The organism is Enterococcus sp. AZ109, from assembly GCF_051714625.1.
Taxonomy (GTDB): Bacteria; Bacillota; Bacilli; order Lactobacillales; family Enterococcaceae; genus Enterococcus_A.
In genome coordinates, this window is sequence record NZ_JBIOSF010000001.1 from 2,435,577 (window position 1) to 2,448,942 (window position 13,366).

Genomic DNA, 13,366 nt, shown 5'->3' on the forward strand with positions numbered 1-13,366 from the left:
AAAATGAAAAATAAAAAATGGAAGCGCTTGATAAAAGCGTGTCACGTTTCGTTGGTAGCGGGATTGCTGTTGGGTACAGCAGCACCGGTTTTGGCAGTTGCTGAAGAGCTGACCATACAAGAAACATCAGAAGTCGTATCATCTGAAACGGCAACGACACAAAGTTCGACGCAAGAGGTAGCAACGCAAAACAGTACGTCTGAAAGTACAGCGAAAAAAGCTGAAGGAAAAGCGATACCAAAGGCAATTAGTGGCGATCAAAAAATAACGATTCTGGGTACCTCAGATGTACACGGTCAGTTATGGAATTATTCTTATGAGGATGATGCCCAAACGCCAGTAGGATTGGCGCAAGTAAGCGCAGCTGTTAAAGATGCTAGGACCAAAAATCCGACTGGGACGGTCTTAATTGACAATGGCGATATGGTTCAAGGAACTATTTTAACAGATGATCTTTATAACACAAAAGAAGATCTGAAGGATGAGCCCCATCCAATGATCAAAGCGATGAACTACATGGAATACGATGCGATGGTGCTGGGTAATCATGAATTCAACTTTGGTTTGCCATTGATTAAAAAAATCGAAACTGAAGCGAATTTTCCGCTGCTTTCAGCGAACACCTACAATAAAGTTGACAATACAAAGTTTGTAGGTAGCACAACATTAAAAGATTTGGATCTAGATGAAGATGGACAAAAAGACATTAGTGTCGGCGTGATTGGTTTAACTACCCCGCATATCCCAAATTGGGATGGGGATAAAGTAGCGGATTTAACCTTTGAAGCATTAAAAACAGGGGCTGAAAAAGCCGTTAAAGAACTGGAAGAAGCAGGTGCTGATATTGTGGTAGCTTCTATCCATGCGGGAAGGCAAGATGCTGATCCCGCTGCTGCCGCTGACACGGTGATCAATGAAGTTAGTGGAATTGATGCCTATTTACTTGGGCATGACCATCGCTCTTTTGCTGAAACTGTGACTGGAGCTGATGGCAAACAGATCCCAATCGCAGGCCCGAAAGACACGGGAACTGAAATGATGCAAATTGATTTAACTGTGGCTAAAGAAGGCGACGAATGGACTGTCAAAAGTGGCGGCTCTCAAATTGTGGATACTACAAAATATGAAGCGGACCAAGCATTGAAAGATTTAACGGTAGATTATCATAATACGACTAAAGATTTTATCAATAAGCCGATTGGCACAGCCGTAGGAGAGTTCTTGCCAGCAGATGAAATTAAAGGGATTCCAGAGGCGCAATTGCGCCCGACTGCGATGATTTCGTTAATCAACAACGTGCAACGTTCTGTAACCGGCGCAGATTTATCTGCCTCCGCACTGTTCAAAGCTGATAGTAAATTACCGGAAGGAACATTAACTTATTCGAATGTCTTTGATATTTACAAATATCCTAATACTTTAGTTAAAGCCAAAATTACTGGTGAAAAATTGCTGGAGTATATGGAGAATCAAGCCGCTTACTACAATGCACCGAAGCCTGCCGATTTAACGTTAAGTTTTAATTCGGCGATTCGGGTATATAACTACGATATATTCTCAGGTGTTGATTACACTATAGATGTTTCAAAACCAGTGGGTGAACGGATAAGTGCAACGATCAACGAGAAACCGATTGAATTAACCAAAGAATATACCATTGCGATTAATAATTATCGCTACGAAGGTCTAGTTAGTTCAGGTATTCTAGCACCTGACAGCCTATTAATGAATACTGATCCACAAACGTTGCGCGGATTAATTGTCAAATATATTGAAGAAAAACAAACCCTCAAAGCCGAAGATGAGCTAGAAGATAATTGGGAAGTGATCGGCACAGATTTCGATCAACAGTGGCGTAAGTTGGCAAAACAACTTGTTGATGAAGGGAAGCTGACAATTCAACCCTCAGCTGACGGCAGGACACCTAACGTAGTTCCGCTTACTAAAGCTGACGTTCGGGTTGCTTTAGGTGAAAGTCCAGATCAGCCTCTTACTATTATGCATACCAATGATATTCATGGCCGCTTAGAAGAAAATGCTGGAAACAACACCTTAGGAATGGCCAAACTAAAAACAGTTAAAAATACTTTTGCACCGACCCTAATGATTGATGTCGGAGATGTTTTCCAAGGATTGCCTATCTCCAACCATTCTAAAGGACGTGAAATGGCGAAGGTATTGAACAGTATCGGCTACGATGCGATGGTAGTAGGGAACCATGAATTTGATTTCGGCTACGATGTGGCAATGGAATACAAAGAATTACTGAACTTCCCAATCTTGTCAGCGAATACATTCAAAGACGGCAACCCAGCCTTTGATGCTTCTACGGTTGTTGAGAAAAATGGCAAGAAAATTGCAATTATCGGAGTTACTTCACCAGAAACAGCTGTGAAGACCCATCCGAAGAACGTTGTAGGAGTGACATTTGAAGATCCGTTAGAGATTGTGAAGGCTGAAATCGATCGGCTAAATGGACAAGGAATTGACGCATATATTGTTGCTGGACATTTAGGCATTGATGAAACCACACCAAAAGAGTGGCGGGGAGATTTTGTCGCAAAAGAATTAGATAAAGCATATGATGATAAAAATATTGTCTTTCTAGATGGGCACTCTCATTCTGAAAGTGGGCAACGCTTCGGCAAGGTTATATATGCTCAAACGGGGAATTACTTGAACAATATTGGCGAAGTAACAATTGATCCAACTGATCCGACAAACAATACGGCTAAACTACATTCTTATACAGCGTTAAGTGGTTACGAAGCTGATCCAGAGGTAGCAGCCTTGGTAGCAGCAGCTAAAGCTGATTTCGACCTTGCGAACAGCGAAATCGTAGTGCCTAACAACACAGTATTCTTTAATGGTGAACGGGAAAATGTTCGGACACGTGAAACAAATCTAGGAAACTTAATCGGCGATGCTATGTGGGCTTATGGTCAAGAAGGTTTTAGTGAACCAACTGACTTTGCTATGACAAATGGCGGCGGTATCCGGGAAAATATTAATGCTGGACCAATCACCAAAGGGGATATTATTTCGGTTATGCCATTTGGTAATAGCATTTCCCAAATCAAAGTTAAGGGTTCACAAATCAAAGAGATGTTTGAATACTCTGTTCGTTCGAAAGTTCAAGAAGACGCTGAAGGGAATATTCTTACAGACGAAGAAGGGCAACCTTTATTAGGCGTGAACGGCGGCTTCCTGCACGTTTCTAAAACAGTGAAATTCTACTACGATTCCAATAAGCGTGGTTCAACGGATAAACAAGTTGGTGAACGGGTACTGCAAATTGAAATCTATAACCGTGAGACGAAAGAATTTGAGAAAATCGATAGTAATAAAACATATAACATGGCTACCAATGATTTCTTAGCAGCTGGTGGAGATGGCTACAACATGTTAGGGGGCTCTCGTGAAGAAGGACCGTCACTAGACGAAGTTCTGATTAATTATCTGCAAAGTGCCACAAAACTTAGATTATTGGATGAAAACAACGTCGACCTAAACGATTACCAAGTCGAATTGTCTAAAGATCGAATTATTCCTATCTCAGAAGCAAAATTCAATGAAATGAACAAACCTGCACCCGAGCCGGGAAAAGACGGCGAAGATGGGAAAGACGGTCAGAATGGAAGAGATGGGGATAACGGAAAAGACCGAGTAGTTCCTCAAACGGGTGCGAAAACCCAAACAGTCCAGCAAACAAGTACTGGCAAAAACTTGCCAAGTACCGGTGAAAAGATTGTTTCTTACAGCTTAATTGGACTTGTGTTAGTATCAGGTTCAGCAGGCGCTTGGGTTTGGTACAACCGTAAAAAAGCTTCTTAAAATAGAGACAAGATTTTTTCAGAAAATTAAGCGTTAGACGAATAATCAATGAAGTCTGCTAAAGATATAACTTTATTTATTGGCTGACTTTAACCTAGACCCGAACTTTTTCAAAGGTTTCGGGTCTTTTTTGCAAGGAAAACTACCAAAAGTGAAGAAAATAGGTGATAATTAAAAAAAAGTCAAAGGAGCAATGCAATGCAGACGAGAGTAGAACGAGATTCAATGGGTGAGATTGAGGTACCAGTTGATGCTTTGTGGGGAGCGCAAACGGAGCGAAGTCGTCAAAATTTCAAAATCGGTGGGGAAAAGATGCCACCTGAATTGTTAGAAGCGTTAGTCATTGTTAAAAAGACTGCTGCTGCGGCAAACCAGGTGACAGGTAAATTATCCAATGAGAAGGCTGAGGCAATCAAAGCAGCAGCGGACCAGTTATTGCAAGAAAAACGCTGGAATGCGTTTCCTTTAGTTGTTTGGCAAACCGGCAGCGGCACGCAGAGCAATATGAATGCCAACGAAGTGATCGCCCATTTAGCTAGTGACGGCACGCTACAAGTCCATCCTAATGATGACGTAAATATGTCTCAAAGCTCTAACGATGTTTTTCCGACCGCAATTCATCTAGCAGGTAGCTTGGCAATTGAAAAACGTCTGTTGCCTATGATTGAAAAAGCAGTTTCTGCGTTAATAGAATTGGAAGAAGCCAATCGGGAAGTTATTAAAATTGGACGGACTCATCTGCAAGATGCAACGCCTGTCACTTTCGCTCAGGAAGTCAGCGGCTGGAGAGTGGGCTTGGAACGTAACCGCAAAATGTTAATCGATAGCTTGGCTGAGTTGAAGCAACTGGCAATTGGCGGAACAGCGGTGGGTACCGGGTTGAATGCGTCTGTTGCCTATGAAGAAGCGTTTCTAGAGTTCTTGCATACTGAAACTGGCATTCATTTTATCAGTGAAGAAAATAAATTCCATGCCTTAGCTAATCGTGATGCGGTAGTATTTACAAGTGGTGCGTTGAAAGCTTTGGCCGCTAACTGTATGAAGATGGCCAACGATGTGCGCTGGTTAGCGAGTGGTCCCCGTAGTGGATTAGGTGAAATATCCATTCCTGCCAATGAACCTGGCAGCTCGATCATGCCTGGCAAGATCAACCCAACCCAATGTGAAGCATTATCGATGGTGGCGGTGCAAGTAATGGGCAACGACACAGCGATTGGCGTTGCTGCTTCTCAAGGGAATTTTGAGTTGAATGTATATTTGCCGGTGATTGCTTTTGATCTTTTACAAAGCATTCGGTTGCTAGCGGATGCGCTAGAATCTTTCACCGACAATTGCTTAGTGGGGATCGTTGTCAATAAGGAGCGTATGGCTGAGCTTTTATCCCAGTCCTTGATGCTGGTGACTGCTTTAAATAGTCATATTGGTTATGACAAAGGAGCAAAGATTGCCAAAAAAGCCTTTAATGAAGGAACCACTCTAAAAGAAGCTGCATTGACACTAGGATATGTAACCGATGAAGAGTATGACCTGTGGGTACGTCCTGAAAAGATGATTGGAGACAAAAACTAGAGGAACCCTCAGTTGTAAAACAGGTTACAGCTAATTGAAATACTGATTTTACGAGTGGATCAGAATGTGTGACTAGTGATTTTTAACAGGTTAGTCAGCCTTTGATAAACAGTTGCTGGAAGCAATCGCTTTGAGGGAGCTAAGGCTTGCTAAACAAGAGGATGTAACACGTTAGTAATAGTAAAAATCACCTACTGTAAATAGAAATTGTGGTATACTAGCAAAGAATGATTTGTGATCAAAGGAGGAGCCTCATGGCAGAGAAAGAAACATTTTATATCACAACACCGATCTATTATCCAAGCGGTAAACTGCACATTGGAAATTCGTATACAACGATTGCCTGTGATGCAGTAGCTCGGTACAAGCGTCTGATGGGTTATGACGTATTCTATTTGACTGGTGTCGATGAGCATGGTCAAAAAATTGAGAAAAAAGCTGAAGAATTAGGTGTTGAGCCTAAAGAATATGTTGATAAAATGGCAGCAGACATTACCAAACTATGGAAAAATCTAGATATTAGTTATGATAAATTCATCCGTACCACCGATGAGTATCACCAAGCAGGTGTGAAAAAAATCTTTGATCAGCTGCTAGAACAAGGGGATATCTACTTAGGCGAATACGAAGGCTGGTACTCTGTTTCTGATGAAGAATATTTCACTGAAACCCAATTAGAAGAAGTTTATCGCGACGATGAAGGCAATGTCATTGGTGGGAAAGCGCCAAGTGGACACGAAGTTGAATTGGTTCGGGAAGAATCTTACTTCTTCCGTATGAGTAAATATGCGGATCGCTTAGTGAAGTATTATGAAGAACACCCTGAGTTTATTCAACCAGAATCTCGTAAAAACGAAATGATCAATAACTTCATTAAACCTGGCTTAGAAGACTTGGCGGTTTCGAGGACGACATTTGCTTGGGGAATCCCAGTAAATGCTAATCCAAAACACGTCGTATATGTTTGGATCGATGCATTATCTAACTATATTACTGCTTTAGGGTATGGTTCAGAGGATGATAGCCTGTTCCAAAAATACTGGCCGGCTAATGTGCAAATGGTTGGAAAAGAAATCGTTCGTTTCCATACTATTTACTGGCCAATTATGTTAATGGCACTAGATTTGCCTTTGCCTAAAAAAGTATTCGGTCATGGCTGGTTAATGATGAAAGACGGAAAAATGTCTAAATCAAAAGGCAATGTCGTTTATCCAGAAATGCTAGTGGAACGTTATGGCTTAGACGCATTACGTTACTATTTGTTGCGGGCAGTGCCATTTGGTTCTGATGGTGTCTTCACCCCGGAAGATTTTGTTTCACGAGTTAATTATGATTTGGCCAATGATCTGGGTAACTTATTGAACCGAACAGTAGCAATGATTAATAAGTATTGTGGTGGTGTGGTACCTAAATATAAATCATTGGTTACACCATTTGACAGTGAATTGTCCACGACGGCGGCTAATGTAGTCGGTCGTTACCGTGAATCAATGGAAAAAATGGAATTCAATACGGCTTTAGCGGAAATTTGGGTATTGGTTTCTCGTGCGAATAAATATATCGATGAAACCGAACCTTGGATTTTGGCAAAAGACGAAGAGAAAAAAGATGAACTGGATAGTGTGATGGTTCACTTAGCGGAAAGCTTACGAATTGTCGCAATTCTCCTGCAGCCAGTCATGACACAAGCACCGAAGAAAATTTTCGAACAGCTTGGCTTGAATACTGAAATGATGCAGCTTGAAAAAATCCATTTTGGTGAATTCCCAGAAAATACTAAGGTAATTCCTAAAGGCAAACCTATCTTCCCCCGTTTGGATATGGAAGAAGAAGTTGCTTACATCAAGCAAAAAATGAGTGAAGGCAGCCAACCTGAAGAATCTGCTATCAAATGGAATCCAGAAGAAACAGAGTTAGTTTCTGTGAAGGATAAGGAAATCAAATTTGATGTATTCGATAAAGTTGAGTTGAAAGTTGCCGAAGTCATTGATTGTAAAAAAGTAGAGGGTGCTGATAAGTTACTTCAATTCCGTTTAGATGCGGGTGACAAGCAAGATCGCCAAATTCTTTCTGGTATTGCGGAATACTATGCTGATCCAGCTTCCTTAATTGGTAAAAAATTGATCATTGTAGCTAATTTGAAACCACGTAAAATGCGCGGTGAAATCAGCCAAGGAATGATTCTGTCTGCTGAAGCCCCAGATGGTTCCTTAAAAGTTGTTGAAGCTCCTAAAGATATGCCCAATGGCTCAATTGTAGGATAAATATAAAAGACTTGGAATCATATTTTATGGTTTCAAGTCTTTTTTAGTAATTAATTATATTTTTTTGAAAAAAAGTTATTGACAGCGTTTTCTACATTTGCTAAGATGAGTATGAATTAAATAGACCAGTGATGGATAGTGATTGTTTAAATACAAGCTAAACCTGATGACGTAAGACAAGTTTTTTTGTCGTGCGTTCGTCGGGTTTTTTTGTTGCTTTTTTGGAGGTGAAAAAAAACACGAGCAGCCCAAAGTTTGATTGACACCAATTACTAAACAATCTATCATTTTAGTGAGAGAAAAATTAAGAATCATTCATTTCTCTGCAACGTACAGCGTAGAACGGGGGAAGCTTTACATGCAGATCCAGAAGATCTTGAATAACAACGTTGTAATTGCCACCGATTCAAAAAATAACGAAATCGTGGTAATGGGCCGGGGTCTAGCCTTTCAAAAAAAAGTGGGAGATGAGATTTCAGAAGAATGTATTGATAAGAAATATCGTTTAGCAAACAATGAGTTATCTCAAAAACTGCAGGAATTATTGGAAGACGTTCCGGTAAGCTATTTAGAATTGGCCAATGACATTATTGAAGATGCAAGAGAAGTTTTGAAAGATCCATTAAGCGATTTACTTTATATTTCTATTACCGATCACTTGTATTCAGCGATTCAACGAGTAAAATCAGGCGTTCGTCTCCGCAATTTATTACTATGGGATATTAAACGTTTCTTTCCGGAAGAATTTGCCATTGGCAAGAAAGCGGTTGCTAATATTTATAAGAAGTATCGGGTTGATCTTGGGGAAGATGAAGCGGGAAATATTGCTTTACACCTAGTGAATGCCCAGACCGAAGCTGATAACGAAGATGTGTACGAACTAACCGAACTGATGCAAGAGATTATCCAGATTACCAGCTATTATTTTAAAGTTCAGTTTGAAGAAGACTCGGTCTATTTTTACCGATTCACTACTCATTTACGGTTCTTTGCTTCTCGTATTATGAGCAAAAATCAACTATCCGATGAAACCGACGATGAGTTGCTGCTGATCATTCAAAAGAAATATAAAAATGCCTATCAGTGTGTAGAAAAAATCGCTGAATTTATTCAAAAGAAATACCAGTATCCAATGTCTAACGATGAAAAATTGTATTTAACGATTCACATTGCACGACTTGTCCAAAAGGTCGATACATGACAACAATAAAGGGAGGAATTACCTCATGGGAAAATACCATGATTTAGCAGAAAAAATTGTCGCAAACGTCGGCGGAAAAGATAATATTAACAGCTTGACCCATTGTATTACACGTTTACGATTTAAATTAAAGGACGAAAGCAAAGCCAATGACGACGTATTGAAAAATATGGACGGCGTCGTAACCGTAATGAAGAGCGGCGGCCAGTATCAAGTGGTTATCGGCAACCATGTTCCTCATGTATATGACGACGTATTAGATGTTGCAGGTATCAGTGGCAACAGCAGCAGCTCAGAAGAAGAGGACTCAACCAATGTTTTCAATAAATTAATCGATGTCATCAGCGGCTGTTTCCAACCATTCTTGGGCGCATTATGTGCCTGCGGTATGCTGAAGGGTTTCAATGCGCTGTTCCTTTATTTAGGATGGTATGAAGCTCTTTCAGGGACTGACTTGTTCTTTACTGCTGTTGGCGATAGTATTTTCTACTTCATGCCAATTTTGATCGGTTTGACTGCTGCTCGTAAGTTCAAAGTTAGTGAATTTACTGGTATCGCGATTGGTGCAGCCCTGGTTTACCCAACAATCCAAGCAGCAGCAGTTGGAGCCGGCGAACCTTTGATGACGTTGTTCCAAGGGACGATTATTGAAAGCCCTGTCTATATCCAAGTATTTGGTTTACCAATTATTGCTAATAACTACACAAGTAGTGTAGTTCCAGTTATCTTGGTAGTCTGGTTTGCGAAATATGTTCAAAAATTTGCTAAGAAAATTATTCCAGAAATCGTTCAAACTTTCTTGGTACCATTCTTTACGATTGTTATCTCAATGTTCGTTGGTTTCTTGATTATCGGCCCAATCATTACCTTTGCGACAAATATCTTAGGCGCTGGATTTACTGCCTTGTATGATTTCTCGCCAATTGTAATGAGTGTCGTGGTAGGGTTCTTCTGGCAGCCATTGGTTATCTTCGGTTTGCATTGGAGCTTGATTCCATTAGCAATGATCAATATTCAAACATTAGGCTCTGATATTATCTTAGCAGCATCATTTTCTGCCAGCTTTGCCCAAACAGCCGTTGTTATGGCAATGTACTTCAAGCTGAAAGAGAAAAAATTAAAAGAATTATGTATCCCAGCAGTTATTTCAGGATTCTTCGGGGTAACCGAACCAGCGATCTATGGCTTGACTTTACCTAAAAAGAAACCATTCATCATTTCAATGATTGGTGCGGCGATTGGTGGATTAGTTACCGCATTGTTTGGTGCGAAAAGCTATGTTATGGGTGGTTTAGGCGTATTCGGCTTTGTTAACCACATCAACACTGAAACCAATGAAGTAGGTCATATGATCGGTCAATTTGTCGCTGTTGGTATTGCGATGGTATTTAGTTTCGTTGTAACCATGCTTTTCTGGAAAGACGATGCAGTTGTTGTTGATGAGCCAGAAAAAAGTGAAGGCTTAAGTGTTCGTAAAGAAACAATCCAATCACCCGTAGAAGGGCAAATGATGCCTTTATCTACTGCAAAAGATCAAGCATTTGCTGAAGGTATTTTAGGAAAAGGTGTATTGATTCATCCGACTAAAGGGGAAGTTGTTGCACCATTTGATGGCACAGTGATGACCTTATTCCCAACAAAACATGCTATTGGCTTAGTCTCTGAAAATGGTCTAGAATTATTGATTCACATCGGTCTAGATACCGTTCAATTGGACGGTAAACATTTCACTGCCCATGTAAAACAAGGGGACAAAGTGAAAAAAGGTCAAAAATTAGTCAGCTTTGATAAAGAAGCGATTGAAGCAGCAGGGTACAGTGTGGAAACACCTGTCATTGTTACCAACTCGGCAGACTACTTAGATATCATTGATTCTGATAAAAAAGATGTTTGCAATGACGATGATCTGTTGACGGTCTTAGTATAAAAAGTAGGAGGGGAATTCCCCTCCTTTAATTCGGGCGAAAAGATTCTGTGAAGTGGATCCGCGCTTCCGTAGATTCTTCCATAATAGAAGAACTGGACTTGCGGGTATCCACGTGTTCACCGATTTTGATCAAATGATTGAGGTTCAAAGAATAGTTCTCAGCAAAGCAACAACTGTACAACACATCCAACAAGTAACAAATAGAAGTATTAATTGTGTAGTTGCCAATTTTGGAATACAAACGTTCACGAGTGGTTAATCGCAAAGCTGCATCGCTGGCAGCCGCTAGTGAATTTTCACCGATACTAGTTAAACCGATGATGGGAATCTGCTGTTTTTGTAAAATTTCAGCAGTCTGGACGATCATTTCATTTTCGCCGGTATAAGAAATTAAAATACAGCAATCTTTGGGGTGACAATTGTAGGCTTCATAGGCATTTTCTCCCATGGTTTGAGAAATGGTCACATTCTTTTTGATTCGGCGCATTTTCAGGGCGAAATCTTGAGCAATCAAGGTATTGGCATTGCTGCCGAAAATCTTAATTTGATTAGCTTTCAGCAATAGCTGTTTTGCCTTTTGAAGATTGTCATGATTCAGCAGACTCAATGTGTCATCAATGGTTGTGCGTTCCAAGGTCGCTACCTTATTGGAAATCGTCATTAAACCATCGTTGGGATCAAAGGGCAGGTTAGCATCCACGGTGTCGAAGTAGGTTTGAAAATAAGTTAATTCTTCTAAGAAGGCTCCCTTCAACTCTACCCAGCCATCGAACCCCAGCTTCTTCGACACTCGAATTAGGGTAGAGGGATGTACAAACGTTGCTTGAGCAATTTCTTTGATCGTTTTCTCTTCAATTAGTATACCTTGTCCCAAAATATAGTTCACTAAAGCTGATTCAGCCGTTGAAAAATCGGTTTGTTTCATTTTTTCACTAAGTAACATGTGGGTCACCTCCGGTTTTTACAAAAATTGTATAATTATTGTAAATGATATTTCGAGGTTTGAACAGTGTAAGTCAGGATTTTTCACCGATGTATAAACGATATTTACAAATAGATTCGGATTTTCGTGAATGTTTGTAAACAGCGATGCAATCGAAGCGTTTTCTATTGTGCGGATAATTTACATGGTTGATAATCATATTGTAAATAAAAACAAAGGAGAGAATTCAATGACCCAAGGTGTGAAAATTGCGACAATCGGTGGCGGCAGCAGCTATACCCCAGAATTAATGGAAGGCTTCATCAAACGCTACGACGAATTACCAATTCGTGAAATTTGGTTAGTAGATATTGAGGCAGGTAAAGAAAAACTGGAAATCGTCGGTGCAATGGCTCAACGGATGTGGGATGCTTCTCCTTACAACGTGAAGATCTACATGACTTTAGACCGGGAAGAAGCCTTAAAGGATGCGGATTTTGTTACGACTCAATTCCGGGTTGGCTTATTAGAAGCTCGGATCAAAGATGAACGCATTCCAGCTTATTACGGCATGCTGGGACAAGAAACCAATGGTGCTGGTGGTATGTTTAAAGCCTTCCGAACTGTTCCGATTATCTTGGAGATCGTTGAAGACATGAAGCGTCTATGTCCAGATGCGTGGCTGGTTAACTTTGCCAACCCAAGCGGTATGGTAACTGAAGCGGTTGTTCGTTATGGGAAATGGGACAAAGTTATCGGTTTATGTAACGTACCTGTTATGGCAACGATGGTGGAGCCCGAATTATTAGGTAGAAAGCCAGAAGAACTGATTTACAAGTTTGCCGGCTTAAACCACTTCCACTGGCATAAAGTGACCGACAACCATGGCAAAGATGTAACAATGGAAATTGTCGATAAAATGTACGAAGGCGAAACTGGCCTGCCAAAGAACATCCATGACATTCCGTTCCAACGTGAATTGTTAGAACAAATGAAAATGATTCCTTGCGGCTATCACCGTTACTACTATTTAGAAGAAGAAATGCTGGAGCATGCCTTGGAAGAGTACGATAGTCCAACAGGTACACGAGCACAGCAAGTCAAACAAACTGAAGCTGAATTGTTTGAGCTGTACAAAGATCCGGAGTTGGATTACAAGCCTGAACAATTACAACAACGCGGCGGCGCTTATTACTCAGATGCAGCTTGTGAAACCATTGCTTCAATCTATGCTAATAAAAATACGCAATTAGTTGTTTCAACTAAAAATAACGGGGCGGTTCCTGACCTGCCAGCCGATTGCGTAGTAGAAGTATCAGCTTACATCGGCGGACAGGGTGCTCGCAATGTTGCCTTTGGTTCATTGCCAACTGCCGAACGCGGGTGGCTGCAAGTAATGAAAGCCATGGAATTATTAACGCTGGAAGCTGCTGTAACTGGTGATTACAATACGGCATTACAAGCATTTACGATCAACCCAATGGTTCGCTCGGGTAAAACTGCCAAACGAATCATGGATGAATTATTTATTGCCCACAAGAAACATTTACCAAACTTCAAAGAAACCATCGAACGCCTAGAAAACGAAGGCATCGAAGTACAAGACGAAGTAGCAAAATCATTACGAGAAGTATAAACAGAAAGCGAGA

The 13,366-nt window shown here is 40.6% G+C and carries 7 protein-coding genes; 6 read left to right on the top strand and 1 reads right to left on the bottom strand.

Annotation, left to right across the window (positions count from 1 at the left end):
- Window positions 1-3 precede the first annotated feature (3 nt).
- The 5 genes from IGI42_RS11795 to IGI42_RS11815 all read left to right on the top strand — a co-directional run bounded on the left by IGI42_RS11795 (window position 4) and on the right by IGI42_RS11815 (window position 10,795).
- Window positions 4-3,834 (top strand): 5'-nucleotidase C-terminal domain-containing protein, encoded by a 3,831-nt coding sequence (locus IGI42_RS11795; protein WP_438716043.1) that lies wholly within the window; start codon window positions 4-6, stop codon window positions 3,832-3,834.
- Window positions 3,835-4,032: 198 nt separating this feature from the next.
- A complete protein-coding gene (fumC, locus tag IGI42_RS11800; protein WP_438716044.1) occupies window positions 4,033-5,403 on the top strand; it encodes a class II fumarate hydratase in 1,371 nt (456 codons plus the stop codon).
- Window positions 5,404-5,657: 254 nt separating this feature from the next.
- Window positions 5,658-7,667: a methionine--tRNA ligase gene (gene metG / locus IGI42_RS11805; RefSeq protein ID WP_438716045.1), complete on the top strand. Its 2,010-nt coding sequence runs from the start codon at window positions 5,658-5,660 to the stop codon at window positions 7,665-7,667.
- A gap of 358 nt (window positions 7,668-8,025) precedes the next feature.
- Window positions 8,026-8,868 carry a BglG family transcription antiterminator LicT gene (gene licT, locus IGI42_RS11810; RefSeq protein WP_438716046.1) on the top strand — a complete coding sequence of 281 codons (843 nt, stop codon included), beginning with the start codon at window positions 8,026-8,028 and terminating at the stop codon, window positions 8,866-8,868.
- A 25-nt stretch (window positions 8,869-8,893) separates the two neighbouring features.
- Window positions 8,894-10,795 carry a beta-glucoside-specific PTS transporter subunit IIABC gene (locus IGI42_RS11815; protein ID WP_438716047.1) on the top strand — a complete coding sequence of 634 codons (1,902 nt, stop codon included), beginning with the start codon at window positions 8,894-8,896 and terminating at the stop codon, window positions 10,793-10,795.
- 25 nt (window positions 10,796-10,820) lie between these two features.
- On the opposite strand, the gene IGI42_RS11820 is transcribed toward IGI42_RS11815, so the two are convergent.
- Entirely contained in the window at window positions 10,821-11,738 is a 918-nt protein-coding gene (locus tag IGI42_RS11820) for a MurR/RpiR family transcriptional regulator (protein WP_438716048.1), read from the bottom strand.
- A 229-nt stretch (window positions 11,739-11,967) separates the two neighbouring features.
- Here IGI42_RS11820 and IGI42_RS11825 point away from each other — a divergent pair, with 229 nt between their 5' ends.
- Entirely contained in the window at window positions 11,968-13,353 is a 1,386-nt protein-coding gene (locus tag IGI42_RS11825) for a 6-phospho-beta-glucosidase (RefSeq protein WP_438716049.1), read from the top strand.
- The last annotated feature ends 13 nt before the right edge of the window (window positions 13,354-13,366 follow it).

What these genes read in the sequence shown, in the direction of transcription:
- IGI42_RS11820 (WP_438716048.1), bottom strand. Translation starts at nt 11,738, where the DNA reads ATGTTACTTAGTGAAAAAATGAAACAAACCGATTTTTCAACGGCTGAA.
- metG (WP_438716045.1), top strand. Translation starts at nt 5,658, where the DNA reads ATGGCAGAGAAAGAAACATTTTATATCACAACACCGATCTATTATCCA.
- IGI42_RS11795 (WP_438716043.1), top strand. Translation starts at nt 4, where the DNA reads ATGAAAAATAAAAAATGGAAGCGCTTGATAAAAGCGTGTCACGTTTCG.
- licT (WP_438716046.1), top strand. Translation starts at nt 8,026, where the DNA reads ATGCAGATCCAGAAGATCTTGAATAACAACGTTGTAATTGCCACCGAT.
- IGI42_RS11815 (WP_438716047.1), top strand. Translation starts at nt 8,894, where the DNA reads ATGGGAAAATACCATGATTTAGCAGAAAAAATTGTCGCAAACGTCGGC.
- IGI42_RS11825 (WP_438716049.1), top strand. Translation starts at nt 11,968, where the DNA reads ATGACCCAAGGTGTGAAAATTGCGACAATCGGTGGCGGCAGCAGCTAT.
- fumC (WP_438716044.1), top strand. Translation starts at nt 4,033, where the DNA reads ATGCAGACGAGAGTAGAACGAGATTCAATGGGTGAGATTGAGGTACCA.